Source organism: Isoptericola maris (assembly GCF_048065335.1).
GTDB classification, from domain to species: Bacteria; Actinomycetota; Actinomycetes; order Actinomycetales; family Cellulomonadaceae; genus Isoptericola; species Isoptericola rhizosphaerae.
The window spans coordinates 216,002-239,054 of the sequence record NZ_JBLUNY010000002.1 but is presented as its reverse complement, the minus strand read 5'-3'; the positions used below and the strand labels follow the sequence as shown (position 1 = coordinate 239,054).

Sequence of the window (23,053 nt, the reverse complement as noted above, 5' to 3'; positions counted from 1 at the left end):
CTCGAGGTGTGAGCAGCACCAGTCCCGACCCGTCTCCCGCGCCGGTCGAGCGCGCCGAGCCCGACGAGCACGCCGAGCCCGACGAGCACCTGCTCGTCGACCCTGCCCGGGTGCGCCGCGCGCCCCGGTACCGGGGATTCTTCACGGTGGGTGCCGTCGTCGGCGTCGTGGTCGGCGTGGTCCTCGGCGTCTGGCTGTCCGGCATCGCGAGCGACGACGGCGCCCTGCTGCTCAAGCCGGGCGTGTACGTCTCGGTGATCGTGCTGGGCACCACGACCTTCTTCGTGCTGCTCGCCGGCGCTCTCGCCGTCCTGGCGGACCGCCGGAGCCTGCGTCGCAGATGAGCACGACGCGGGCCCGGGCGGTCGGCTGTGGGATACTCGGGGCATGCCCTTGCGCCCTGACGGCCGTCTGAACCACGACCTCATGCCCGGCGAGAAGGGGCCGCAGGACGCCTGCGGCGTCTTCGGTGTCTGGGCTCCCGGCGAGGAGGTCGCGAAGCTCGCCTACTTCGGCCTGTACGCCCTGCAGCACCGCGGCCAGGAGTCCGCCGGGATCGCCACCAGCAACGGTGAGCAGATCCTCGTCTACAAGGACATGGGCCTGGTCTCCCAGGTGTTCGACGAGACCGCGCTGAACGCCCTGACGGGGCACATCGCCGTCGGCCACTGCCGCTACTCCACGACCGGTGGCGTCACGTGGGAGAACGCCCAGCCCACGCTCGGCGCGACGGCGTCCGGGACGGTCGCCCTCGGCCACAACGGGAACCTGACCAACTCCGCCGAGCTCGTCGACCTGGTGGCCGAGCGCTACGGCGCCCAGCGTCGCGGTGAGCTCGCCCGCGGCAACACGACGGACACCGCGCTGGTGACGGCGCTGCTCGTCGGGGACGAGGACCACACCCTCGAGCAGACCGCGCTCGAGGTGCTCCCGCGGCTGCGCGGCGCCTTCTCGCTCGTCTTCATGGACGAGCACACCCTCTACGCGGCCCGCGACCCGCAGGGCGTGCGACCGCTCGTCCTGGGCCGCACCCAGCGCGGGTGGGTCGTGGCCTCCGAGACGCCCGCCCTCGACATCGTCGGCGCGTCCTTCGTGCGGGAGGTGGAGCCGGGCGAGCTGATCTGCATCGACGACGACGGGCTGCGGTCCACGCGGTTCGCCCCGACCGAGCGCGCCGGCTGCGTCTTCGAGTACGTCTACCTGGCCCGGCCCGACACGTCGATCAAGGACCGGCCGGTGCACGCCGCCCGGCTCGAGATGGGCAGGATCCTGGCCCGGGAGCACCCGGTGGACGCCGACCTGGTGATCCCGGTGCCCGAGTCGGGCACGCCGGCGGCCGTCGGCTACGCCCAGGAGTCCGGGATCCCGTTCGGCCAAGGGCTGACCAAGAACGCCTACGTCGGCCGCACGTTCATCCAGCCGTCCGACACGCTGCGCCAGCTCGGCATCCGGCTCAAGCTGAACCCGCTGCGCGAGGTGATCCGCGGCAAGCGGCTCGTCGTCGTGGACGACTCCATCGTGCGCGGCAACACCCAGCGTGCGCTGATCCGCATGCTGCGCGAGGCCGGTGTGGCCGAGGTGCACGTGCGGATCTCGTCGCCCCCGGTGAAGTGGCCCTGCTTCTACGGCATCGACTTCGCCTCGCGTGCGGAGCTCATCGCGAACGGGCTCACCCCCGAGGAGATCGGCCAGTCGCTCGGCGCGGACAGCCTGGGCTACATCTCGACCGAGGGCATGATCGCCGCGACCGAGCAGCCGGCGTCGCAGCTGTGCGCCGCCTGCTTCACCGGGGAGTACCCGATCGAGCTCCCCGAGGAGCACCAGCTGGGCAAGTACCAGCTCGAGCAGGCCGAGCTGCCCCTCGGAGCGCCGCAGGACGGCCTCTCCCAGCTCTCGGTGGGCGTGGGCGGCCAGACCGCGCTCGACCACCCCTGACCCACCCCGCAACACCCAGGAGCCTGACGCTGTGACTGATGGACTGACCTACGCCGCCGCCGGCGTCGACACCGAGGCCGGGGACAAGGCCGTCGAGCTGATGAAGGACGCCGTCCGCCGCACGCAGGGCACCGCCGTCCTCGGGGGCGTGGGCGGGTTCGCCGGGCTCTACGACCTCTCGGCGTTCCAGCAGTACCGCAAGCCGCTGCTCGCCACCTCGACGGACGGCGTCGGCACCAAGGTGGCGATCGCGCAGGCGCTCGACAAGCACGACACCATCGGGTTCGACCTGGTCGGCATGGTCGTCGACGACATCGTGGTGGTCGGCGCGGAGCCGCTGTTCATGACGGACTACATCGCCACGGGCAAGGTCGTGCCCGAGCGGGTGGCCGACATCGTGCGCGGTATCGCCCAGGCGTGCGAGGTCGCCGGGACCGCGCTGGTGGGCGGCGAGACGGCAGAGCACCCCGGGCTCCTCGCCCCCGACGAGTACGACGTCGCGGGGGCGGCCACCGGGATCGTCGAGGCGGACGCCGTGCTCGGCCCGGAGCGGGTCCGTGCCGGGGACGTCCTGCTCGGCATGGCCTCCAGCGGCATCCACTCGAACGGCTACTCGCTCGTGCGGGCCGTCATCAAGCACGCCGGTTGGGAGCTCGACCGGCACGTCGAGGAGTTCGGGCGGACGCTGGGCGAGGAGCTGCTCGAGCCGACCCGCGTGTACGCGAGCGACTGCCTGGCGCTGGCCCGGGACGATGCGGCGCAGGTGCACGCCTTCACGCACGTCACCGGGGGAGGGCTCGCGGCGAACCTCGCGCGCGTGCTCCCGCAGGGTGTCGTGGCGACGGTGGACCGGGCGTCCTGGGAGGTGCCGGCCGTCTTCCGGACGGTGCGGGAGCTCGGCGGAGTACCTCGTCAGGACCTGGAGAACACGCTGAACCTCGGCGTGGGCATGGTCGCCGTGGTGGGGGCCGACGGCGTCGACGCGGCTCTCGACCGGCTGCGCACCCTCGGCGTGGACGCCTGGGTGATGGGCACGGTCGCCGAGCTCGACCCGGCGGCTCCGGTCGAGGACCTCGTGGTGGGGACCAAGGGCGTGCACGCGGGGGCGGTCCGGCTCGTCGGCGACTACCGCTGACGGACGCACGAAGGGTCGGACGGCTGGTGCCGTCCGACCCTGTCGAGACCGAGCTGGTGGTGGAGCTGCGACTCAGCGGCGGTCGTCGTCCCACGACGCGTAGCTGTTGTCGTACGCCGAGTCCGCGCTGTCGTTCCAGCGGTCCTCGGTGACGACGTCGGTCGACTGGTCGGCCTTGAGCTCTTGCTCCAGCGCGTGGTAGTTCGTCTCGGGGCTGTAGTACTTCAGCTCGCGAGCGACCTTCGTGTGCTTAGCCTTCTGACGGCCCCGGCCCATGGCTCCGACCCCCTCAACGTAAGAGCGGGGCGGCAACGTCGCAGACGTGCGGCCCCGAGAGAAGATTTCGTCTGTTCAGGTTCCAACGGTACATGCTGGAACGGCATTCCCTCCACTCGGCACGACGTCGCCAACCGGCTGACCCGCGCCTGGTCAGGTCGTGGAGCGCTCCGAGCGTGACTCATGTCACGCCGTCGGGGTGTGAAGTTCCGGACCGACGGGGCGAGTCGGACCTTGACCACCGCAAGTTCACGCTCGGTTCAAGTCGCCTCAATCCCGCTTTCTGCACACAATGGAACGACACGACCGTGGAGCTTCAGGGCGCCGCCCGAACCGGTCGCGTACCAGGAGGTGCAGGGGATGTCGTTTCACGGTGACTCCGAGGTCCTGTTGACGCCCGCTGAGGTAGCCAGCCTCTTTCGTGTCGATCCGAAGACCGTGACCCGCTGGGCCAAGGCGGGCAAGCTCTCGTCCATCCGCACGCTCGGCGGGCACCGGCGCTACAAGGAGTCCGAGGTCCGGGCGCTGCTCGGGGCGGCCTCCGAGGCTGCCGAGGCCGAGGCGGCGGCGAACGCCGCCGCGGCCGACACGCGGAACGACGACTCGCAGAGGTGAGCCGCCGGCCCGGTGACCGGGCCGACGACCATCGGGTGGCCGACGACCGCGGGGCGGTCAGTGACGGATCGCACGGACGACGAGGATCGTGACCGTCGCCGCCCCGACGGCGGCCACGCCGAGGAGGAGCTTGGCGTTGCGGGCTCGCCGGGCATCGTGCGCCGGGAGCCCGTGGCCGGTGAGGAGACCGCCCGCGTCGGCCGCGGCCTGCTTCGTCCCGTGAGCGAGCTGCGCCGCCTGGTACGAGGGAGACAGCCGCGTCGTCAGCTCGTCGAGGGTGTCGCCGACCTGGCGACGGGCCTGGGCCACCTGCGCCTCGAGCTCCGCCCGGCTCATGCCGGCCGTGCTGTCGTCGGGTGCCGCCGTCCGGCCTGCTCGCTCCGGGCTCATCCCTTGATCCCCTCCTTGAGCGTGTTGACGTCCTCCTTGACCCGGTCGATCGTCTCTGGACGCCGGGCGGCCTGCTTGAGCTGGCGGACGGCCACCAGCACGAGCAGCGCGGCCACCAGGAGCATGGCGACGCCGACGACGAGCGCCGAGAGCCATAGCGGCCAGGCCTCGGCGAGGCCGATGATCGCGGACCAGACGAGGACGCCGACCGCGTAGAGCACGATGACGAGCGCCGCGCACACCAGCCCGACGCCGATCCCGGATCGCTTGGCCTTCTCGGTCAGCTCCGCCTTGGCGAGGGCGATCTCCGCCCGGACCAGGCGGGTGGCCTGCTCCGAGAGCTGTTCGACGAGCCGGCCCATGCTGGGAGGCCGGTCTGCCGGGGGCGTCTGCCCGTCGTCCCAGTCCGTCATCGGCTGCTCCGATCCTCGACGAGTGCGTGCGTGTGGTCCCACTCAACCCGTCCTGACTGGTCCAGGCAATTCCAGAGCGCTGGTGAGTCGGCACCCGGTGCCCTGAAACGACGAAGACCCCCGGGCTGCGGCCCGAGGGTCTTCGTGGTGGTGGCTCCGACCGGCGTCGATCCGGTGACCTTTCGATTTTCAGTCGAACGCTCTACCAACTGAGCTACAGAGCCAAGCCATGACACGAACGCCCGGGGCGCCGTGACCGACGAACCGGGCGCATCATGCGCGACCCTGACGGGACTTGAACCCGCGACCTCCGCCGTGACAGGGCGGCGCGCTAACCAACTGCGCTACAGGGCCAAGATCGGTCGTGAACGGCCGATCAAGGGGCTCTTTTCGAGCCGAGGAAAAGCGTACCCCATGCCTGGCTTGATCCTAAAATCGAATCCTGACCAGGAACGATGCTCCGCAGCGGAACATCCGAGGTGACGGGGGTCACGTCACTCGAGTACCCCCAACGGGATTCGAACCCGTGCTACCGCCGTGAAAGGGCGGGGTCCTAGGCCGCTAGACGATGGGGGCCGGCCGAGACAGCATACCGGGGAGCAGGGCGTGGGTGAACGTCGCGGCTGCCGCCGCCGGCGTGGGGGAGGATGGCCCGGTGGTGGAGATGTCGCGCGAGGACTTCGAGACGGCCGTCTCCGAAGGCCTGGACCAGGTACCGGCCGAGCTGACCCGGCTCATGGACAACGTCGTCGTCCTCGTGGAGGACGACGCCCCCGCGGACGACCCCGGGTTGCTCGGGCTCTACGAGGGCGTCCCGCTGACCGAGCGCGGCGAGTTCTGGGCCGCGGGCTCGCTGCCGGACCGGATCACGATCTACCGCAACCCGACGCTCGCGTTCTGCGAGTCCGCCGACGACGTCGCCGAGGAGGTCGCCGTCACCGTGGTCCACGAGATCGCGCACCACTTCGGGATCGACGACGACCGGCTGCACGCGCTCGGCTGGGGCTGAGCGCGCCGTCGTGCCGGGCGCTCAGTCGATCGGCACGTACTCCCAGTGCCAGGCCTCCGGCTTGCGCCCGTCCGCCCGTGCCCAGCCGGGGTTGTCCCAGCCGAACGCCGGTCCGTGCTTGCGCAGCCACTCGTACTGGGCGGAACCGAACGACTCCACGCCGTCACCGAGGTCGAGCGCGACGCCCCACCCGTGGTTCGAGTGGCCGGGGACGGCCGCCAGATAGCCCTTCATGGCCTTCGTGGAGACCTGCGACGTGTACGAGCGGTACGAGTCCGTGATGGACAGGTGCGAGCCGAACTTCGCCTTGTACGCCTTGTCGAGCCGCTCGAGCTGAGCGCCCGCGTCGCAGCGCAACGTCTCGCCGGACGCGAACGAGAGCTCGCACATCGCGTCGGTCGGGATCCGCCCGTTCTCGTAGTCGGCGACCGAACCGGCCTGCTCGGCGAGCTCCTTGGCGGCGTCGTCGGCCCGGGCCTTCTGGTTGGCCAGGATCTCCGCCGGCGTCGGGGGTGCGGCCTCGACCTCGACGGTGGACTCGGCGTCCTCGAGCAGCACCATGAGCTCTTCGGTGGCAGCGGTGAGCGCCGTCTCCTCGTCCGCCTCGGGCTCGGCCTCCGCCTCGGCGTCCCTGCCCGACGGCGGTGCCTCGCCCTGCGCGGAGGGCTGCGGGGAGGCGGAGCCCTCTGCGTCGGGCAGGGCGGGCGTGGGCAGCGGGGTGCGCTCGGCGGACCGCGACGCGGGCTCGCCGCCGCGGCTCGTGAGGATCTCGGCGACCTCCTCGGCCTGCGCGGCGATCTTCTTCTCCTGCTTCTTCGACACCGACGTCGACTCGGTGGTGACGAGCTCGGCGCGCTGGAGGGCGTCGGTCGCCGTGACCTCGGTGGTCTCGGTCGCCTCGCCGGTGTCGTCCGTCGGGCCCGAGGTGGGCTCCGACCCTGCGGTGGGGTCGGCCGACGGGGCGATCTCTGCGGTGGTCGAGGCGCCGGTCTCGGCGACCGGGCCGCCGGCGAGCGGGCCGACGGCGGTGGCCGTGCCGGCCGTGAGCGCCAGGATGGCCGTCGCGGCGGCGATCCCGGTGCGGTAGGTCCGGGCACTGTCTTTGGTGCGGCGTGCGCGGGGCTGGAAGTGCCTGCCGGGGTTGCGGCGCGGGCGCAGCCGGGGCAGGGTGAAGCGACGTGTGGTCAAGGGTGTTGTTCCTCGGGTCTCGGGGCCGTCGTCCATCGTGACGTCCGGTTGTGACCGGACTCTGGGAGCTGCGCGACGATCGACCAAGGATCCGGCGAAAAATCTGAGAAGTGCCGGTGAAGGTCCGGACAGATGCCGCGTCTTGCCTCCTGCACGGCGGTGTGAGCGCGAACACGTCCGGATCGTGGGACGTCTGATCCCGGCCGTCGCACCCTCCGCTCGCGAACCGGTGGCCGAGGTTCCTCGGTTCCGGGTGGATCCGTGCCGCCGAGGGCATGGCTGGCCCAGGGCGAGCACCTCGTCAGCGAGCTGGGTGTCGCGCGGCGCACCGGGATCGAGGGCTGGTTCGACCCGCCCGCGCGGCAGGACGAACCCTCGGGCCCGCCGCTGCTCCACGCCCCGCCCCGCTCGCAGCGCGTCCCCAGGGGCGCGTACCTAGGCTGAGGCCATGTTCCTGGACGGCGACTCCCCGATCGACCCCGACGCGGTCGAATCCACCGTGTCGCTGACCGTCACGTTGGCCTGGGCTGCTGCCGCCCTGGTGGCGGCCTACGTCGTCGTGACGCTGCTGGCGGTGCTCATCCGCCGGTTCGCGCGACGTCGGCCGCTGATGCACGACCTCGCCACCCGGCTGCGTCAACCCATGCGCGTGCTGCTGATGGTCGTCGCCGTCTCGGTGGCGTTCCGGCTCTCGGCGCACGAGGACGAGGCCTGGTTCGGCGTGCTGCAGCACGCGCTGCTGATCGCGACGATCATCGCGGTGGCGTGGCTCGTCGGCGCGATGGCGTTCGTCGTGGAGGACCGGACCCTGGCCCGGGTCGGCGTCACGAGCGGCGACCGGCACGCACGCCGGGTGCGGACCCAGATCTCGATCCTGCGCCGGGTCACCGTCGCCGTCATCGTCATCGTCACCATCGCCGCCGTCCTGCTCACCTTCCCGGGCCTGCAGTCGGCGGGCGCGTCCATCCTGGCCTCGGCCGGTGTGCTGTCGGTGGTGGCCGGTCTCGCCGCGCAGTCGAGCCTCGCCAACACGTTCGCGGGGATGCAGATCGCCTTCACCGACGCGATCCGCGTGGACGACGTCGTGGTGCTGGACGGAGAGTTCGGCCGCATCGAGGAGATCACGCTGACCTACGTCGTCGTGCACGCGTGGGACGACCGGCGCCTCATCCTGCCCAGCACCTACTTCACCACCACGCCGTTCGAGAACTGGACGCGCCGTGCCGCTGACCTGCTCGGCACCGTCGAGATCGACGTGGACTTCAACGTTCCCCTGCCGGCCATGCGGGCCGAGCTCGAGCGGCTGCTCGACGCGTCCCCCCTGTGGGACCGGCGCACGGGCGTCTTGCAGGTCACCTCGGCGACGGGCGCCGTGGTCCAGGCCCGGGCGCTGGTCAGCGCCGCCGACGCCGGGACGCTGTGGGACCTGCGCTGCCACGTCCGCGAGGGCCTGGTGCAGTGGCTCCAGCGCGAAGCCCCGTACGCCATGCCCCGCCGGCGCTTCGAGGACGCGGTGCCGCTGCCCGACGGCGGAGCACCGGCCCTGCCGGGCGCTGCGGACGCGGAGACCACGCCCGAGCGGGCCGACGAGGAGCCGACGCCGCTGCCGGTCGCCGTCGAGCCGCCGTCGAGCGCCGCGTCCGCCGCCTCGGCGTCGGCGCCGCGAGTCGGCCGTCGTGACGGCAAGACGGTCGTGGTGCCCGGGCGGACGGGGACCGGTCGGCCCCGCCGCTCGTCCGTGCGGGACCGGCAGCGCGCCGGTGTGCCGGCGTCGGCCCCGGGCCGGGACGCGACCGTCCTGCTCGGGGAGGTGCCCGCCCCGCAGCGCGGCGTGGACGAGACGACGGTCATGCCGCCCTCCCAGCCCGCCGGCCTCTACAGCGGCAGCGAGGAGGCCGAGGCCCGACGGGAGAACTTCGAGGGACCGGGCCAGGAGGCCATCGACGAGCGCGAGGCCGTGGCCGAGCGGCGCATGACCGGCGAGGTCGAGGTCGACGACGACGGCGACCCTCGGGCGACGTCGCGTGGTCGTGACCGGCTGGCCCCGGACTCGGGCGACGGCGGACCCACTGACGGCCCGGGCGAGGGCGGGGGTCGTGGCGATGGCGATGGCGGCGGGGGCGACGGGCAGTAGCCCGCCGGGTGCGCGTCAGCGCAGCGGTGTCCCCGCGCGCCCGGCCAGCCAGCCGCGCAGCTCCCCGGGCCGGTCGGTGATGATCGCGTCGACGCCAGCGGCGACGAGGCCCTCCCACTCGCTCGTCTCGTTCGACGTCCACGGCATGACACGCAGCCCGGCACCGTGCGCCGTGGCGACCAGACCCGGGTCCGCGAGCACGGCGGCCACGGCCGGGTTGACGGTGACGACGCCGAGCTCCGCCGCGGCCTCGAAGAGGTCGGCCGGGGCGTCCTCGCACAGGTAGCCCCGGGGCAGGTGGTGCGCCGCCTGACGCAGCGCGGCGACGGTCCGGCGGTCGAAGCCCTGCACGATCGTGCGGCCGCTGAGCCCCGCCGCGTCGATCGCCGCGATGGTGGGGGCGAGCTGCTCGGGCGTCCACAGGCCCTTGTACTCGCACAGCAGGTCCATGCCTGGACGATCGGCGAGGAAGTCGACCGCCTGGGCGAACGTCGGGATGCGCTGCCCGGCGTGGACCGGCGAGAACCGCGACCCGGCGTCGAGGCCACGGACCGTGGCGGCGTCGAGCTCGTCCACCGCACCGACGCCGTCGGACACGCGCTCGACGACCGGGTCGTGGATCACCACGGGGACGCCGTCCGCCGTCAGACGGACGTCCAGCTCCAGGGCCGGGGCGCCGGCGCGCCAGGCCGCCTCGAAGGCGACGAGGGTGTTCTGCGGGGCGACGGCGCAGTAGCCGCGGTGCGCGACGACGACGGGTCCGGCGGGGTGCGGGGCGTCGGGCAGGAGCGTGGTCACCCGGCCATCCTGTCCTGCACGAGGGGGACCGGGCCAGTGGGCCCCCCGGGGATCGAACCCGGAACCCGCGGATTAAAAGTCCGCTGCTCTGCCAGTTGAGCTAGAGGCCCGCCGCCGTCCGGTGGGAGCGGTGGCTGCGGGTCAGCCTACGCGGGCGACGTGCTCGGCGAGATCCGTGCCGACGCCGTGCGACGAGCCTCTCGGCGGCCGGAGGACAGACTATGCCGCCTGCCGGGCGTCGGCAGCCGGTGTCTCAGCCCCCGAGAGAGATCTCGCTCTCGGCCCTCCCCGTTGCGCGAGACCCCCGGTTGCTGCTTCGGTGGACAGGTCGCGTACCCGACGAGAGGAGCACTCATGCTCACCGTGACGGACAACGCCCGCACCGCCGTCGAATCGCTGGCCCAGCAGGCCGGCGTCCCCAGCGAGGGAGGCCTGCGCATCGCGCAGTCCTCGGGTCAGCCGGGGAACTTCGAGCTCGCGCTCGTCCCTGCGCCCCAGCCCGACGACGCGGTCGTCGACGACTCCGGCGAGACCAAGGTCTTCGTCGACAACGAGGCTGCCAGCGCGCTCGACTCGCTGCAGCTCGACGCCGAGCCCTCCACCGAGGGCCCGGGATTCGTGCTCACGCCTCAGGAGGCCTGAGCTCCCCAGCCCGTCCGACGGCGGGTCGCCCCTCGGGGTGGCCCGCCGTCGTGCTGTCCGGACGCGTGGCACACGCGGCAGATCTGCGACAGGGTGGCGACGACGCCGCGAGGGACGCGGCGCGCCGGAGGTGAACCGTGTCGACATCAGGGCGAGCGCAGGGAGCGGCCCGCCGGGCCCGGAACAGCACCGGGCTGCGGGTCCTGGCCCGCGCCGGGTACGCGGCGTCGGGCGTGGTGCACCTGCTCATCGGGTGGCTGGCCGTCCGGCTGGCGCTCGGGTCCTCGTCCGGCAGCGCCGACGAGTCCGGGGCCTTCCGCCAGCTCGCGAGCGCGCCCGGCGGGATGATCGTCCTCTGGGCGGTGACGCTCGGGTTCGCGGCCCTCGCGCTGTGGCAGCTCACCGAGGCGCTCGTCGGCGTGCCGGGCGTGGACGACGCCCAGGAGGCCGGCGCACGCGTCAAGGCCGGCGGCAAGGGCGTGCTGTACGGCGTCCTGGCGGCCATGGCGGCGCGCTACGCCGTCGGCGGTGGGGGCGGTGGTGGCGGCGGCCAGCAGGAGAGCCTGACGGCGACGCTCATGCAGGACCCGGCCGGCCGCTGGCTCGTGGTCGCGGCAGGTCTCGTCATCGTGGGCGTCGGCATCTTCCACGTCGTCAAGGGGTGGCGCAAGAAGTTCCTCGAGGACCTGCGTGGCGCCGGCGGGGGCAAGGCCGGCGTCGCCGTCGTCCGGCTCGGGCAGGTCGGCTACATCGCCAAGGGCGTGGCGCTCGCCGTCCTGGGCGGGCTGTTCGTGGCGGCCGGTGTCACGCACGACGCGGACAAGGCGGGCGGCCTCGACGACGCCCTGCGCACCATCCGGGACCAGCCGTTCGGGACGGCCCTGCTGATCGTCACGGGCGTCGGCATCGCGGCGTACGGCGTCTACTCGCTCGCCCGCGCGCGGTACGCGCGGATCTGACCGCGCGGATCTGCCCCGGCCGCCTGGTGCCACCGTGTGCCGTCAGGTGCCGACGGGGCCGACGATCCAGCCCGCGCCGAGCACGAGGCAGCCGAGGGTGACCAGGGCGAACACGACCACCCAGAGGATGCCGGGGACCCCGGTGAGCCGTCCGAGCTGGTCGGCGTCGGAGGAGCGCGCCCGGCCTCGGGCCCGCTGCGCCTGCAGCTCGAAGACCGGACGGACCGCGCCGAGCAGCAGGAACCACGTCACGGCGTAGGCGACGGCCGACTGCGTCGCGGGCTCCAGCCACCAGGAGACGGCGACCAGCGCCGCGCCGCTGACGAGCACCGACCACAGCCCGAACCAGTTGCGGATCTTGAGCAGCAGCAGCGCGAGCAGCAGCACGAGCAGCCACAGCAGCCCGACGGCGTAGCCCGCTCGGAGCAGCCACGCCGCGCCGAGGCCGACCAGGCCCGGCCCCACGTAGCCGGCGAACGCCGTGAGGATCATCCCGAGACCCCGCGGGCGCCCGGCGGTGACGGTCAGGCCGGAGGTGTCCGAGTGCAGGCGGATCCCGTCGAGCCGGCGTCCGGTGAGCATGGCGACGACGGCGTGCGCTCCCTCGTGCGCGATGGTCACGACGTGCCGCGCCACCCGCCACACCGGGCCGACGACGACGACGGCGAGCGCCACCAGCGCGACGGCGAGCACGACGGGCTGGTCGGGCGGGTCCACCGGCGTGGTGGCCGCCGTCCAGATCCGTCCGAGCACGTCACCGACGGTCGCGAAGAAGTCGTCCACGCGGCACATTCCACCACGTCCCCCTGAGAGCCGGTGCGGTCGATCGGCATCGACGTGCGACAATGGTCGTGAGAGGGCAGTGCGAACCCGCGCGCCCCACGTCGTGGAGATCCCCCCGGATTACGTGCGGCGGACCCCGACCCGGACGTCGTACGACGTCCCCAGAGAGGCTCATCTGTGACTACCTTTGCCGATTTCGGCCTGCCGACCCCTGTCGTGAAGCATCTGACGGACGCCGGCATCACCACCCCGTTCCCCATCCAGGCGGCGTCGCTGCCGGACTCCCTCGCCGGCAAGGACGTGCTCGGCCGCGGCCGCACCGGCTCCGGCAAGACGCTCGCGTTCTCCCTGCCGACCGTGACGGAGCTCGCCCGCCAGAAGGCCGCGGCGAAATCCGCCGGGCGCCGCGCCCTGCGCAGCGCCGCCCCGATGGCGCTCGTGCTGTGCCCCACCCGCGAGCTCGCCAACCAGATCGACGCCGTCATGAAGCCGATCGCCCAGTCGCTCGGCCTGCGCACCACGACGATCTTCGGCGGCGTGGCGCAGTCGCGTCAGGTGACCGCGCTCAACCAGGGTGTCGACATCGTCATCGCCTGCCCGGGCCGGCTCGAGGATCTTCTCAACCAGAAGCTCCTGACGCTCGACGACATCTCGGTGACGGTGCTCGACGAGGCCGACCACATGGCCGACCTCGGGTTCCTCCCGGGCGTCAAGCGGATCATGGACCGCACGCCACGCACCGGTCAGCGGCTGCTGTTCTCCGCCACGCTCGACAACGGCGTGGACGTGCTGGTCAAGCGCTACCTGAAGAGCCCGGTCACGCACTCGGTGGACGACGCCGCGGCCCCGCCGCCGCAGATGACCCACCACATCCTCGCCGTGTCCGACAAGGAGGCGAAGAAGCAGGTCGTGCACCAGCTCGCCCAGGGCACCGGTCGCCGCGTCCTGTTCATGCGCACCAAGCACCAGGCGAAGAAGCTGGCCAAGCAGCTCACGGCAGCCGGCGTGCCCGCCGTGGACCTGCACGGCAACCTCGGCCAGGGTGCCCGCGAGCGCAACCTCGCGGCGTTCTCCTCCGGCGACGTCAAGGTCATGGTCGCCACGGACATCGCTGCGCGCGGCATCCACGTCGACGAGGTCGAGCTCGTGGTGCACGTGGACCCGCCCGCCGAGCACAAGGCGTACCTGCACCGTTCCGGTCGGACGGCCCGTGCGGGCTCGGTCGGGGACGTCGTGACGGTCATGCTCCCCGAGGAGCGCGGCGACGTGCGCGACCTGACGCGCAAGGCCCGCATCGCCGCCCGCCCGCAGCAGGTGGCACCGGGAGACCCCGTGGTCGCGGCACTGGTCGGCGAGGTCGCCGCGTACGTCAAGCCGGCACCGCCCGTCGAGCAGCAGCCGGCCCGCAAGAAGCCGCAGGGCCAGCGGTCGGGCGGCGGGCAGCCCCGCTCGGGTGCCTCCGGACCGCAGGGTGCCGGGGGCGGCCGCAACCGCCGCCGTCGGGGCCGCGGAGGTCAGGGTGCCGGCGGCCGCGCCGCCCAGGGCGCCGGGCAGGCCGGCGGTCGTCGCTGACGAGTGCCCGACAGGCGCCGGACGGGAACACCTCCCGTCCGGCGCCTGTTGTCATCGGCATGACGTACGAGGTCTCCAAGAGCGAGGACGAGTGGCGCGTCGAGCTGTCGCCACAAGAGTTCACGGTGCTGCGCCAGGCGGGTACCGAACGGGCCTGGACGGGTGAGCTCCTCGGCGAGGACCGCGAGGGTGTCTACCGGTGTCGCGCCTGCAGCAACGAGCTGTTCCGCAGCGAGTCCAAGTTCGACTCGCACTGCGGCTGGCCGTCCTTCTACACGCCGCTGGCCGGTGACCGGGTCGAGCTCATCGAGGACCGGTCGCTCGGCATGGTCCGCACCGAGGTGCGGTGCGCGCGCTGCGGCTCCCACCTGGGTCACGTGTTCGACGACGCGCCGCAGACCCCCACGGGCGACCGGTTCTGCATGAACTCCGTCAGCCTGACGTTCGAGCCCGGCACCCCCGCCCGCTGACGCTGCGGTCTCCGCGACCGCTACCGTCGCCCCATGACCGAGACCTCCGTCGTGCCGGACCGGCTCGTGAACCTGCGTGACGTCGGTGCGGCGTCCCCACGCCTGCGTCCCGGCGTCCTGCTGCGCTCCGACGCGCCGCACGTCGGCGACGTCGGGCCGCGCGACGTCGTCTGGCCGCCCCGCACCGTGCTCGACCTGCGCGACGTCGGCGAGGGCGGACGTGAGCACCCGCTGCGCGAGGTCGCCCGGGTGGTGAGTCTGCCGGTCCTCACCGGCGCCACCCGGACGCGACGAGCCGGCGACGTCGCCCCGTTCGACCTGGGCCGCTTCTACGTCGAGCTGCTCCACGGCGCCGGCGCCGCCTACCTCGTCGACGGGGTGCGCGCCGTCGCGACCGAGGACGCCCCCGTGCTGGTGCACTGCACCGCCGGCAAGGACCGGACCGGTGTGCTGGTGGCGATCCTGCTCCTCCTGGTGGGTGCCGAGCGGGCGGAGATCGTCACGGACTACGTCCGCACCGAGCCGAACATGCCGGGGATCATCGCCCGGGCCCGCCCCGCGCACCGGACCCGGGAGGAGGACGCCCACGTGCTCGCTGCGCTCCCGCCCGAGCTGCTCACGGCACCGGCGCACGCGATCGGTGCGGTGCTGGACGTCCTCGCGGCGCACGACGGCGGCGCGGCAGGCTGGTTCGCCGCGCACGGCGGTGAGCCGGAGGCGGTCAGCGCGCTGCGCGAGCGTCTGCTGCGCTGAGCAGCGCGGCGGACTGCTGGCTGCCCAGCCAGGTGACGACATCCTTCGAGTACAGGTTCAGCAGGCGCGCCAGCGTGGCGACGTCCTCCTTCTCCCACTGCGACAGGGCGACCTCGAGCATCGCGAGGCGGGCGTCGCGGGCATGCTGGAAGCGGGCCGCGCCGTCGTCGGTCAGGGTGATCTGCTGCCCGCGGGTGTCCTCGGGGTCGGTCTCGCGGTGCACGAGGCCCAGCTCCGCGAGCCGGCTCAGCTGGCGCGACACCGTCGCCCGGCCGACGCCGAAGTGCGCCGCGAGGTCCGAGCCGCGGGTGCCCGGGTTCATGGCGATGTGGGCGAGCAGCGGGTACGCCGACGCGTCGAGCTCCGGATGGATGAGCCGCGCCGTCTGCGCCGAGGTGGACTGCGCCCGCCGGATGAGCACGCGGACCTCGCGCTCGAGCGCGCCGAAGGGATCGGTCTGCGGATCCGGCAGACGGGTGTGGGCGGAGTCGACGTCGTGCATGGCCCCATCATGGCCTCGTGCGGAGGCGTTCGGGACCCTCTATAGGTCACGATCTGGTTATTCAGCCGCTCCGAGCGGGTGAAAATGGCGCCGCAGGTTCCATCCATGACCGAGACAGCACCTCTTCGTGTCCCTCAGCCTGCCTCCGTGCCCGCCCCGACGCGCCGGGCCCTGGCTCGGCCTCAGCGCTCGTCGGCGGCCTGCGCCGCGGTCAGGTCGCGGGCCTGCTGGATGCCGGAGCGCTCGCCGAGCGGGATCTCGCGGATGAAGCAGATCGCGACCAGCGCCACGAGGGCCATCGGCACCGCGATGAGGAAGATCCCCGTGATGCCGTCGGTGTAGGCGCCGGCGACGACGTCCACCACCGGCGCGGGGAGCTGCGACATGTCCGGGACCGCGCCGGCCGAGTCGCCCATGGCAGACACGGGGACACCGAGCCGAGCGAGACCGGCGGCGAGGTCCTCCTTGACGGAGCCTGCCAGGACGGCGCCGAGCACCGAGACGCCGACGGCCCCGCCGAGGGAACGGAAGAACGCCACGGTGGCGGTGCCGGCGCCCATCTCGCGCACGTCGAGGGTGTTCTGGGTGGCGAGCACCAGGTTCTGCATGAGCGCGCCGACGGACAGCCCGAGCCCGAACAGGTAGACCGAGATGACGACGAAGCTCGTCTGGGTGCCGATGGTGGACATCCCGAGCAGCGACAGCGACAGCAGCGCGGCGCCACCGACCATGATCGCCTTGTAGCGCCCGGTGCGGGAGATGATCCGCCCGAGCACGATGCCGCCGATCATGGTGCCGACGACCATCGGGACCGTCAGCAGACCAGCCTCGGTGGGAGTCTTGCCCCGGGCGAGCTGCAGGTACTGGGACAGGAACACCGCCGTGCCGAACATGGCCACGCCGACGGCCGCGGACGCGACGATCGACAGCACGAACGTGCGGTTGCGGAACAGGTGCAGCGGGATGATCGGCTCCGTCACCTTCCGCTCCACCAGCACCACCGCGGCGAGGGAGACGACGGCGGCACCCACCATCGCGGCGGTCTGCCAGGAGGCCCACGCGAACTGGTCGCCCGCGAACGTGACCCAGACCAGCAGCAGTGCGACACCGACGGCGATGAGCGCGGCGCCGAGGTAGTCGATGGTGACCTTGCGCACGCCCCGGGCCGGCAGGTGGAGCGTCTTCTGCAGCACGACGAGGGCGGCGACCGCGAACGGGACGCCGACGAAGAACGTCCACCGCCAGCCGAGGAACGAGTCGGTGATGACGCCGCCGAGCAACGGGCCGCCGATCTGCGCCACGGCCATGACTCCGCCCATGAGGCCCATGTACTTGCCGCGCTCGCGCGGGCTGATGATGTCGGACATCAGTACCGTCGCCAGCGACATCAGGCCGCCGGCCCCGATGCCCTGCAGGGCACGGAAGGTGATCAGCGCCGACATGTCCTGGGAGAACCCGGCCGCCGCCGCGGAGACCACGGTGATCACCAGCGCGACCTGGATGAGGGCCTTGCGGTTCGTGAGGTCCGCCAGCTTGCCCCACAACGGCGTGGAGACGGTCATCGTCAGCAGCATGGCCGTGACGACCCACGTGTAGGAGTGCTGCGAGCCGCCGAGGTCCGCGACGATGCGCGGCAGAGCGGTCGACGTGATCGTGGTGGCGAGCAGCGAGACGAAGACGCCGAGCAGGATGCCGGAGAGTGCCTCGAGCGTCTCGCGGCGGGTCATCGCGGGGTTGTTCTCGGCCGGAGCGTCGAGCGGCGCGGCCGGCCTCTCCGTGGTGCCGGGTGTGCCCGGCGCGGAGCTGGTGGTGTCGGTCATCGAGGCGGGACCTCCTGGGTCACGGAGCTGATGGCGGCCGCGACGTCGCGGATCCGGGTGATGGCGTCGGCGAGGTCGCCCGCGGACCAGTCCGCGAAGGCCTCGTCGACGAAGTCGTCGAAGTAGCGGTCCGACTCCGTGGCGAACGCGCGCCCGGCGTCGGTGAGCTCCAGGGTGCGAGCGCGGCGGTCCGCCCGGTCGACGGTGCGGCGCACGTAGCCTGCGTCGACCAGTGCGCTGACCTGGCGGCTCGCGACGGAGGCGTCGACGCGCAGCGCCTCGGCCACGTCGCAGAGCTGGACCGACCCGCGGTTCCGGATCAGCCGCACGATGCCGAGCCCGGCCCGTGGCCAGTCGAGGTCACGCGCGATCCGACTCGCCGCCGCCCGCTGAGCGCGTGCGAGCGACTCGAGCGCTGAGACGAGTGCTGTCGAGGCACCTTCTGACACGTCGACCCCTTTCATTGCCTCGGGCACCGTAGTGTAGATTGCTTGCACCAAGCAAGTGATCGAGGCGAGTCTGCCCGAGGCAGGACGTCCGCCGCCGAGGTAGTGGAGCGCCCCACCACCTCGGCGGCGGGCGTCAGGTGCGGCGGCGCACCTGTTCGGTCATGTCCTCGAGCTGCTTGCCCTTCGTCTCCGACACCTTGAACCACACGAAGACGAAGGACAACGCGGCGAAGAACCCGTACATGCCGTACGGGACGGCCGGCCCGAACGTCGACAGCATCGGCGGGAAGGTCAGCGTGATCGTGAAGTTCGCCAGCCAGTTCGCCGCCGCGCCGACGCCGAGAGCCGCCGCACGGATCCGGTTCGGGAACATCTCGCCGAGCATCACCCACATCAGCGGGCCCCACGTGGCGCCGAAGAAGACGACGAACGCGTTGGCCGCGATGAGCGCGATGGTCGCCCACGCACCCTCCAACGACAGCGACGACTCCCCGGTCGCCTGGTCCACGACGGCGTTGCCCTGGGTGAACGCCGCCGCCATCAGCAGCAGGGAGACCGCCATGCCCGCGGAGCCGATGAGCAGCATCGGACGCCGGCCCACCTTGTCGATGAGCGCGATGGCGATGAAGGTCACCGCGATGTTCGTCACCGCCGTGATCGTCGAGACGAGGAACGCCTGCGACTCGTCGAAGCCCACCGCCTGCCACAGCGTGGTCGAGTAGTAGAAGATGATGTTGATGCCGACGAACTGCTGGAAGATCGCCAGCAGGATGCCCACCCAGACGATGGACTTCAGGCCGAGGAACCCGGAGCCCTTGAGCGAACCGAGGTGGGCGCTCTCCTCGTCGACGGCGATCGACTTCTCGATCTCGGCGATCCGCTCGTCGACGTCCTCCTGCGGTCCGAGGACCGAGGAGAGCACCCGACGGGCCTCGTCGGTGGCACCTCGCGCGACGAGGTAGCGCGGAGACTCCGGCATCCGCAGCGCCAGCAACCCGTACACGACGGCGGGCACCGCCTCGACGAAGAACATCCAGCGCCAGGCCTCCCACCCCAGCCACAGCTCGTTCGCGGCACCACCGGCCGCGTTCGCCAGGAGCTGGTCGCTCAGCAGGGCGCCGAAGATGCCCACCGTGATGGCGAGCTGCTGCAGGGAGGCCAGGCTGCCGCGGATCGAGGCCGGCGAGATCTCGGCGATGTACGCCGGGGCGATGACCGACGCGATACCGATGCCGATGCCGCCGAGGAAGCGCCAGAGCGACAGGTCCAGCGCGGTCCACGCCAGGGCCGACATCACCGCGGAGAACAGGAACAGGGCGGAACCCAGCAGCATCACCTTGACGCGACCGATGCGGTCCGCGAGCCGGCCGGCGCCCCAGGCACCCAGGGCGCAGCCGAGCAGCGCCACCGCCACGACCAGGCCGGTGACCGTCGCCTCGAGCTCGAACTCACCCTCGATCGCCGACACCGCGCCGTTGATCACCGACGAGTCGAAGCCGAACAGGAAGCCTCCGACGGCGGCGGCGATCGACAGGCTGATCGCCTTGCGGTGCGCTGATCTGGCGCCGGCACCGGTCGGTGCTGCTGAGGTCATCTCAGGTCTCCTCCCACGCCCCGGTCCCGGGGCCTTCTCCTGGTGATGCTAGGAGTGATGCGGTGAGCGGGCACGGCGAGTGCCTTTGGCGACCGCCACAGGAGACGCGGTGCCCACCGACGCCGTCGTAGTACCTGACCGACCTGCGAGACTGGGTCGGTGAACGACCGACGTTTCCGTCGCCCGGCCATGCTCGACCCGCGCGATGCCGACGCCCTGCCGGGCGCGCTCGACCCTGCGCGGCGCGACGAGGTGGCCCACACCACCGCTCGCGCCGTCGTCCACCGCGCCCGCGCCGCCGAGGACCCCGAGGTGGTCGCACGGCTCGTCCGGCTCGTCGAGGACGAAGGCCTCGACGTGGTCGCCGAGCTCTGGTCGGACGCCGCGCCGGCCAGCCTGCCCGGTGCCCTCTGGCGGCTGTACGCGCTGCGCGAGTGGGTGCGGCGCGACCCGCGCACCATCGGCCTGCGCTACCGCCTCGGCGTCGACGTCGCGCCGGTGCAGGAGGTCGTGGCCGGAGTGCCGCGCCCGCCTACGCCGTCGGACCTGCGCGAGCTCGCGGACACGGTGCTGTCCGGGGTCTATGCCGGTGACCTGGCCGTCGCGCTGGAGCGAGCCGCGGCGTTCTGCCGGATCCTGGCGACCGGTGCGGCCTACGACGCCGACGCGCGGGAGGTCGCCGACCCGCAGGCGGCGGCGCGCATGACGAGCGGCGCAGCGGACCTGGTGGGGACCGCCGGCGAGCTCGAGCACGCGGCCGCGCTGTGGCGTGCGGGTTCGCTCGACTGACGGAAGCGGCCGTACGATGGACGGGCGACGTCGGGCCGCGGTAGCCCCGGGCTCCACCTCGAGCCGCTTCGAGCGGCCACGCGCCGAGAGGCGCTCCCGGTCCGGCGTCGCACTTCTGCGTCCGGGCGCGCCCACGCCGGACAGCCGATTTAGCCCGGTCGCGAGCCGGGACCTACTCTGTGACTGACCGAGCGTCCCTCCTCACCGGGAGCCTCACGTGCGCCTGCGCCTCACACCGCGCGACACCACCTTCTTCGACCTGCTGGCCGTGCTGGCCGGACACACCGTCACCGGAGCAACCCTGCTGGCCGAGCTCCTCGGAGCGTCGCGTCGTGAGCGCGAGGAGATCGTGGACCGCCTGACCGAGGCGGAGCACGAGGCCGACGAGGCGACGCACTCCATCATGCGGCGGCTCAACAAGACGTTCGTCACACCCTTCGGCCGGGACGAGATCTACAGCCTCGCCTCCGCGCTGGACGACTGCATGGACGCGATGGACGAGGCGGGGCACCTCATCGTCCTCTACAAGATCGACGAGCTGCCGATGGCCGTCTCCGAGCAGATCCAGGTGCTGCTGCGCTGCGCCGAGCTGACGGCCGACGCCATGCCCCGGCTGCGCAAGCTCGACCAGCTCCCCGAGTACTGGGTCGAGATCAACCGGCTCGAGAACCAGGGCGACAAGCTGCACCGCACGCTGCTCGCCCACCTCTTCGACCGTGTGGCCGACCCGATCCTGCTGATCAAGCTCAAGGAGGTCGTCGACATCCTCGAGGAGGCCACGGACGCCTTCGAGAAGGTCGCGAACCTCGTCGAGACGATCGTCCTCAAGGAGTCGTGAGCGTGGAGGTCGCCCTCGTCGTCGTGGTCGTGGTCGTCGCACTCGGCTTCGCCTGCACGAACGGGTTCCTCGACGCGGCGAACTCGGTCGCGACCTCCATCTCGACCCGGGCGCTCACGCCCCGCATCGCCGTCGCGATGGCGGCGGCGATGAACTTCGTCGGCGCCCTGCTCGGGACCGCCGTCGCCGAGACGATCGCGACGTCGGTCGTGGACCTCGACGGGGCGCCGGCCGTGGACGCGCTCGTCGTGCTGCTGTGCGCGCTGCTGGGCGCCATCGCGTGGAACCTCGTCGCCTGGTGGTTCGGCATGCCGACGTCGTCCACCCACTCGCTCGTGGGCGGCCTGCTCGGGGCCGGTCTCGCCGGCGGCATGGCGGTCCACGGCGAAGAGGTCTTCGACCGGGTGGTGGTCCCCCTGCTCGTGTCGCCCGTCATCGGGTTCGTGGGGGCGTTCGCGCTCATGGTCGCCCTGCTGTGGACGTTCCGGAACGCGGCGCCGTCCCGCGTGAACCGACGCTTCCGGATCGCGCAGACGGCGTCGGCCGCCGCCATGGCGCTCGGGCACGGCCTGCAGGCGGCGCAGAAGACGATGGGCGTCGTCTGGCTGGCGCTCCTCACGGTCGGCGCCGTCAGCCCCGTCGAGGGCATCCCGCTGTGGGTCAAGCTCGCGGCGGCGACCGCGATGGCGGCGGGCACGTACGCCGGCGGCTGGCGCATCATGCGGACCCTCGGACGGCGGATCATCGAGATCGACCCCGCGCGCGGCTTCGTCGCCGAGTCGGTCTCCGCGATCGTGCTGTACGTCAGCGCGATCGTGCTGCACGCCCCGGTGTCCACCACGCACACCATCACCGCCGCGATCGTGGGCGTGGGGTCCACCCGGCGGCTCTCCGCGGTGCGCTGGGGAGTGGCTCGGACGATCGCCGTGTTCTGGCTGCTGACCGCGCCCGCAGCGGGTCTGATGGCCGCCGGGGCCACGTGGCTCGTGCTGGGCTCCGTGGGCTGAGACCGGCTCAGAACACCGGCGGCGCGACCCGTTCGGCCGCGACCACCCGCGGTCCGCGTCGAGTCGTGGCGACGTGCGCGACGAGGGCCTCGCCGGGCTCCAGATACGGGTCCCGCCGGGGCAGGGCGTTGGCCACCGCGCGGCGCGAGTGCTGCCCGAGCACGTCGAGCACCGTCGGGAGCACGGGGCGGTGCGTGCACAGCACCGACGACCGGCCGGACTCCAGCAGGTCGCGGACGGCCCCGGCGACGCGGGCGGGCGAGCGTTCGTGCTGCGCCTCGCCGAGGTTGTCGCTGTACTCGGGACGCACGCCGGACGCCCGCACGTACGGGTCGATCGACGTCGCGCACCGTTCCCAGCGGCTGGAGACCACCGAGTCGACGCCGTAGGCGGCGAGCACCGGGACCAGCGCGGCGGCCTGCGCGTGGCCGACCGGCGTCAGGGGGCGCTCCTGCTCGGCGCCGTACCAGGCCGCGCGGGGCAGCGCCCGGCCGTGCCGGACGATGACGACGGCGTGCGTGGCGAGGTGGTCGTCGTGTGCGGCCTCGACGAGGGCGTCCAGCGGCCCGCGGTCGGTCGCGCGCGTGAGGCGCTCGGCGGCGACGTCGGCGTCGACCCACTCGCAGCGGTCGATCTCGCGCTTGTCCACCGGGGCGACGGGCGCCCGGGCGGCGAGCGGGTGGGCGTCGCGCTCGGAGGCGGCGCGGCGTGCCGCCCAGTAGTGCACGCGCTTCACGCGGCCTTCCGGGGTGAGGTACTGCAGGCCGGGCAGCGGCAGGCCGAGCACCACGGCGCGGCCCGTCTCCTCGGCGACCTCGCGCATCGCCGTCGTGGCGAGGGACTCGCCCTCCTCGTGCTTGCCCTTCGGCCACGACCAGTCGTCGTAGCGGGGCCGGTGCACGAGCTGCACCTGGAGCTTCTTGTGCCGGATGCGCCACACGAGCGCACCGGCGGTCTCGATCACGGGCGCATGCTGCACCGA

General features: G+C 72.5%; 26 protein-coding genes and 4 tRNA genes. 15 read left to right on the top strand and 15 right to left on the bottom strand.

The genetic code is table 11. The features are described from left to right. The first annotated feature begins 8 nt into the window (after positions 1 to 8). From ACH5HR_RS05255 to purM, 3 genes are read left to right on the top strand one after another with little or no spacing between them, the layout of a single operon-like run. Positions 9 to 344 (top strand): histidine kinase, encoded by a 336-nt coding sequence (locus ACH5HR_RS05255; RefSeq protein WP_402373622.1) that lies wholly within the window; start codon positions 9 to 11, stop codon positions 342 to 344. A 43-nt stretch (positions 345 to 387) separates the two neighbouring features. Continuing rightward, the gene (gene purF, locus ACH5HR_RS05250; RefSeq protein WP_402373624.1) at positions 388 to 1,935 is read left to right on the top strand and encodes an amidophosphoribosyltransferase; all 1,548 of its coding nucleotides are present in this window, start codon (positions 388 to 390) and stop codon (positions 1,933 to 1,935) included. A gap of 31 nt (positions 1,936 to 1,966) precedes the next feature. Next, complete coding sequence (purM, locus tag ACH5HR_RS05245) at positions 1,967 to 3,070, top strand: phosphoribosylformylglycinamidine cyclo-ligase (RefSeq protein WP_402373625.1); 1,104 nt, start codon at positions 1,967 to 1,969, stop codon at positions 3,068 to 3,070. Positions 3,071 to 3,142: 72 nt separating this feature from the next. Here purM and ACH5HR_RS05240 read toward each other — a convergent pair whose 3' ends face one another. Beyond that, positions 3,143 to 3,346, bottom strand: coding sequence for a DUF3073 domain-containing protein (locus tag ACH5HR_RS05240; RefSeq protein ID WP_402373627.1), 204 nt, complete (start codon positions 3,344 to 3,346; stop codon positions 3,143 to 3,145). A gap of 360 nt (positions 3,347 to 3,706) precedes the next feature. On the opposite strand from ACH5HR_RS05240, the gene ACH5HR_RS05235 reads away from it, so the two are divergent. Next, positions 3,707 to 3,961, top strand: coding sequence for a BldC family transcriptional regulator (locus ACH5HR_RS05235; RefSeq protein WP_402373629.1), 255 nt, complete (start codon positions 3,707 to 3,709; stop codon positions 3,959 to 3,961). A gap of 57 nt (positions 3,962 to 4,018) precedes the next feature. Here the strand turns inward: ACH5HR_RS05235 and ACH5HR_RS05230 are convergent, their stop codons facing one another. From ACH5HR_RS05230 to ACH5HR_RS05210, 5 genes are all read right to left on the bottom strand, one after another. Further along, complete coding sequence (locus ACH5HR_RS05230) at positions 4,019 to 4,351, bottom strand: DUF3618 domain-containing protein (RefSeq protein ID WP_416476609.1); 333 nt, start codon at positions 4,349 to 4,351, stop codon at positions 4,019 to 4,021. Further along, positions 4,348 to 4,764, bottom strand: a complete 417-nt coding sequence (locus ACH5HR_RS05225; protein WP_402373635.1) for a phage holin family protein — start codon at positions 4,762 to 4,764, stop codon at positions 4,348 to 4,350. The genes ACH5HR_RS05230 and ACH5HR_RS05225 overlap by 4 nt, the downstream gene beginning before the upstream one ends. Before the next feature lie 148 nt (positions 4,765 to 4,912). Beyond that, positions 4,913 to 4,988, bottom strand: a tRNA-Phe gene (locus tag ACH5HR_RS05220). A gap of 56 nt (positions 4,989 to 5,044) precedes the next feature. Beyond that, positions 5,045 to 5,118, bottom strand: a tRNA-Asp gene (locus ACH5HR_RS05215). A gap of 149 nt (positions 5,119 to 5,267) precedes the next feature. Then, a tRNA-Glu gene (locus tag ACH5HR_RS05210) sits at positions 5,268 to 5,340 on the bottom strand. Positions 5,341 to 5,428: 88 nt separating this feature from the next. On the opposite strand from ACH5HR_RS05210, the gene ACH5HR_RS05205 reads away from it, so the two are divergent. Further along, positions 5,429 to 5,773 (top strand): metallopeptidase family protein, encoded by a 345-nt coding sequence (locus ACH5HR_RS05205; protein WP_402373940.1) that lies wholly within the window; start codon positions 5,429 to 5,431, stop codon positions 5,771 to 5,773. Between the two features lie 21 nt (positions 5,774 to 5,794). Here ACH5HR_RS05205 and ACH5HR_RS05200 read toward each other — a convergent pair whose 3' ends face one another. Continuing rightward, positions 5,795 to 6,961, bottom strand: a complete 1,167-nt coding sequence (locus tag ACH5HR_RS05200; RefSeq protein ID WP_416476607.1) for a M15 family metallopeptidase — start codon at positions 6,959 to 6,961, stop codon at positions 5,795 to 5,797. Between the two features lie 261 nt (positions 6,962 to 7,222). Between ACH5HR_RS05200 and ACH5HR_RS05195 the strand changes: the two genes are divergently transcribed. Both ACH5HR_RS05195 and ACH5HR_RS05190 read left to right on the top strand, forming a co-directional pair. After that, entirely contained in the window at positions 7,223 to 7,405 is a 183-nt protein-coding gene (locus tag ACH5HR_RS05195; protein ID WP_416476605.1) for a putative antibiotic biosynthesis monooxygenase, read from the top strand. Positions 7,406 to 7,409: 4 nt separating this feature from the next. After that, entirely contained in the window at positions 7,410 to 9,095 is a 1,686-nt protein-coding gene (locus ACH5HR_RS05190) for a mechanosensitive ion channel domain-containing protein (RefSeq protein WP_416476604.1), read from the top strand. A gap of 15 nt (positions 9,096 to 9,110) precedes the next feature. On the opposite strand, the gene ACH5HR_RS05185 is transcribed toward ACH5HR_RS05190, so the two are convergent. After that, positions 9,111 to 9,893 carry a glycerophosphodiester phosphodiesterase gene (locus tag ACH5HR_RS05185; protein ID WP_416476603.1) on the bottom strand — a complete coding sequence of 261 codons (783 nt, stop codon included), beginning with the start codon at positions 9,891 to 9,893 and terminating at the stop codon, positions 9,111 to 9,113. Positions 9,894 to 9,930: 37 nt separating this feature from the next. Continuing rightward, positions 9,931 to 10,003: transfer RNA gene (locus ACH5HR_RS05180), tRNA-Lys, on the bottom strand. A gap of 244 nt (positions 10,004 to 10,247) precedes the next feature. Between ACH5HR_RS05180 and ACH5HR_RS05175 the strand changes: the two genes are divergently transcribed. Together ACH5HR_RS05175 and ACH5HR_RS05170 are read left to right on the top strand one after the other, a co-directional pair. Further along, on the top strand, positions 10,248 to 10,535 hold the full coding sequence (locus ACH5HR_RS05175; RefSeq protein WP_402373661.1) for an iron-sulfur cluster biosynthesis family protein: 288 nt from the start codon (positions 10,248 to 10,250) through the stop codon (positions 10,533 to 10,535). A 137-nt stretch (positions 10,536 to 10,672) separates the two neighbouring features. Next, positions 10,673 to 11,494 (top strand): DUF1206 domain-containing protein, encoded by an 822-nt coding sequence (locus tag ACH5HR_RS05170; RefSeq protein WP_416476602.1) that lies wholly within the window; start codon positions 10,673 to 10,675, stop codon positions 11,492 to 11,494. 42 nt (positions 11,495 to 11,536) lie between these two features. Here ACH5HR_RS05170 and ACH5HR_RS05165 read toward each other — a convergent pair whose 3' ends face one another. Next, on the bottom strand, positions 11,537 to 12,286 hold the full coding sequence (locus ACH5HR_RS05165) for a M50 family metallopeptidase (protein WP_402373667.1): 750 nt from the start codon (positions 12,284 to 12,286) through the stop codon (positions 11,537 to 11,539). Positions 12,287 to 12,454: 168 nt separating this feature from the next. Here ACH5HR_RS05165 and ACH5HR_RS05160 point away from each other — a divergent pair, with 168 nt between their 5' ends. Genes ACH5HR_RS05160 through ACH5HR_RS05150 form a run of 3 tightly spaced genes read left to right on the top strand, consistent with a single transcriptional unit; the run spans position 12,455 to position 15,072 of the window. Continuing rightward, entirely contained in the window at positions 12,455 to 13,849 is a 1,395-nt protein-coding gene (locus ACH5HR_RS05160; RefSeq protein WP_416476601.1) for a DEAD/DEAH box helicase, read from the top strand. A gap of 59 nt (positions 13,850 to 13,908) precedes the next feature. Next, on the top strand, positions 13,909 to 14,319 hold the full coding sequence (gene msrB / locus ACH5HR_RS05155) for a peptide-methionine (R)-S-oxide reductase MsrB (protein WP_416476600.1): 411 nt from the start codon (positions 13,909 to 13,911) through the stop codon (positions 14,317 to 14,319). A gap of 33 nt (positions 14,320 to 14,352) precedes the next feature. Beyond that, on the top strand, positions 14,353 to 15,072 hold the full coding sequence (locus ACH5HR_RS05150; protein ID WP_402373676.1) for a tyrosine-protein phosphatase: 720 nt from the start codon (positions 14,353 to 14,355) through the stop codon (positions 15,070 to 15,072). Here ACH5HR_RS05150 and ACH5HR_RS05145 read toward each other — a convergent pair. The 4 genes from ACH5HR_RS05145 to ACH5HR_RS05130 all read right to left on the bottom strand — a co-directional run bounded on the left by ACH5HR_RS05145 (position 15,041) and on the right by ACH5HR_RS05130 (position 19,437). Next, positions 15,041 to 15,574 (bottom strand): MarR family winged helix-turn-helix transcriptional regulator, encoded by a 534-nt coding sequence (locus tag ACH5HR_RS05145; protein ID WP_402373679.1) that lies wholly within the window; start codon positions 15,572 to 15,574, stop codon positions 15,041 to 15,043. The genes ACH5HR_RS05150 and ACH5HR_RS05145 overlap by 32 nt on opposite strands. A 182-nt stretch (positions 15,575 to 15,756) precedes the next feature. Next, a complete protein-coding gene (locus tag ACH5HR_RS05140) occupies positions 15,757 to 17,394 on the bottom strand; it encodes an MDR family MFS transporter (protein ID WP_416476599.1) in 1,638 nt (545 codons plus the stop codon). Then, entirely contained in the window at positions 17,391 to 17,843 is a 453-nt protein-coding gene (locus ACH5HR_RS05135; protein ID WP_416476598.1) for a MarR family winged helix-turn-helix transcriptional regulator, read from the bottom strand. The genes ACH5HR_RS05140 and ACH5HR_RS05135 overlap by 4 nt, the downstream gene beginning before the upstream one ends. Positions 17,844 to 17,976: 133 nt before the next feature. Beyond that, on the bottom strand, positions 17,977 to 19,437 hold the full coding sequence (locus ACH5HR_RS05130) for a sugar porter family MFS transporter (RefSeq protein ID WP_416476597.1): 1,461 nt from the start codon (positions 19,435 to 19,437) through the stop codon (positions 17,977 to 17,979). A gap of 189 nt (positions 19,438 to 19,626) precedes the next feature. On the opposite strand from ACH5HR_RS05130, the gene ACH5HR_RS05125 reads away from it, so the two are divergent. The 3 genes from ACH5HR_RS05125 to ACH5HR_RS05115 all read left to right on the top strand — a co-directional run bounded on the left by ACH5HR_RS05125 (position 19,627) and on the right by ACH5HR_RS05115 (position 22,071). After that, positions 19,627 to 20,226, top strand: a complete 600-nt coding sequence (locus tag ACH5HR_RS05125; RefSeq protein ID WP_402373942.1) for a hypothetical protein — start codon at positions 19,627 to 19,629, stop codon at positions 20,224 to 20,226. 217 nt (positions 20,227 to 20,443) lie between these two features. Further along, the gene (locus ACH5HR_RS05120; protein ID WP_402373690.1) at positions 20,444 to 21,064 is read left to right on the top strand and encodes a DUF47 domain-containing protein; all 621 of its coding nucleotides are present in this window, start codon (positions 20,444 to 20,446) and stop codon (positions 21,062 to 21,064) included. Between the two features lie 2 nt (positions 21,065 to 21,066). After that, positions 21,067 to 22,071, top strand: a complete 1,005-nt coding sequence (locus ACH5HR_RS05115; RefSeq protein WP_402373693.1) for an inorganic phosphate transporter — start codon at positions 21,067 to 21,069, stop codon at positions 22,069 to 22,071. A 7-nt stretch (positions 22,072 to 22,078) separates the two neighbouring features. Here ACH5HR_RS05115 and ACH5HR_RS05110 read toward each other — a convergent pair whose 3' ends face one another. Then, complete coding sequence (locus ACH5HR_RS05110) at positions 22,079 to 23,035, bottom strand: NUDIX domain-containing protein (RefSeq protein ID WP_416476596.1); 957 nt, start codon at positions 23,033 to 23,035, stop codon at positions 22,079 to 22,081. Positions 23,036 to 23,053: the final 18 nt, after the last annotated feature.

What these genes read in the sequence shown, in the direction of transcription:
- purF (WP_402373624.1), top strand. Translation starts at nt 388, where the DNA reads ATGCCCTTGCGCCCTGACGGCCGTCTGAACCACGACCTCATGCCCGGC.
- ACH5HR_RS05240 (WP_402373627.1), bottom strand. Translation starts at nt 3,346, where the DNA reads ATGGGCCGGGGCCGTCAGAAGGCTAAGCACACGAAGGTCGCTCGCGAG.
- ACH5HR_RS05235 (WP_402373629.1), top strand. Translation starts at nt 3,707, where the DNA reads ATGTCGTTTCACGGTGACTCCGAGGTCCTGTTGACGCCCGCTGAGGTA.
- ACH5HR_RS05230 (WP_416476609.1), bottom strand. Translation starts at nt 4,351, where the DNA reads ATGAGCCCGGAGCGAGCAGGCCGGACGGCGGCACCCGACGACAGCACG.
- ACH5HR_RS05225 (WP_402373635.1), bottom strand. Translation starts at nt 4,764, where the DNA reads ATGACGGACTGGGACGACGGGCAGACGCCCCCGGCAGACCGGCCTCCC.
- ACH5HR_RS05205 (WP_402373940.1), top strand. Translation starts at nt 5,429, where the DNA reads ATGTCGCGCGAGGACTTCGAGACGGCCGTCTCCGAAGGCCTGGACCAG.
- ACH5HR_RS05190 (WP_416476604.1), top strand. Translation starts at nt 7,410, where the DNA reads ATGTTCCTGGACGGCGACTCCCCGATCGACCCCGACGCGGTCGAATCC.
- ACH5HR_RS05175 (WP_402373661.1), top strand. Translation starts at nt 10,248, where the DNA reads ATGCTCACCGTGACGGACAACGCCCGCACCGCCGTCGAATCGCTGGCC.
- ACH5HR_RS05165 (WP_402373667.1), bottom strand. Translation starts at nt 12,286, where the DNA reads ATGTGCCGCGTGGACGACTTCTTCGCGACCGTCGGTGACGTGCTCGGA.
- msrB (WP_416476600.1), top strand. Translation starts at nt 13,909, where the DNA reads ATGACGTACGAGGTCTCCAAGAGCGAGGACGAGTGGCGCGTCGAGCTG.
- ACH5HR_RS05150 (WP_402373676.1), top strand. Translation starts at nt 14,353, where the DNA reads ATGACCGAGACCTCCGTCGTGCCGGACCGGCTCGTGAACCTGCGTGAC.
- ACH5HR_RS05145 (WP_402373679.1), bottom strand. Translation starts at nt 15,574, where the DNA reads ATGCACGACGTCGACTCCGCCCACACCCGTCTGCCGGATCCGCAGACC.
- ACH5HR_RS05140 (WP_416476599.1), bottom strand. Translation starts at nt 17,394, where the DNA reads ATGACCGACACCACCAGCTCCGCGCCGGGCACACCCGGCACCACGGAG.
- ACH5HR_RS05130 (WP_416476597.1), bottom strand. Translation starts at nt 19,437, where the DNA reads ATGACCTCAGCAGCACCGACCGGTGCCGGCGCCAGATCAGCGCACCGC.
- ACH5HR_RS05125 (WP_402373942.1), top strand. Translation starts at nt 19,627, where the DNA reads ATGCTCGACCCGCGCGATGCCGACGCCCTGCCGGGCGCGCTCGACCCT.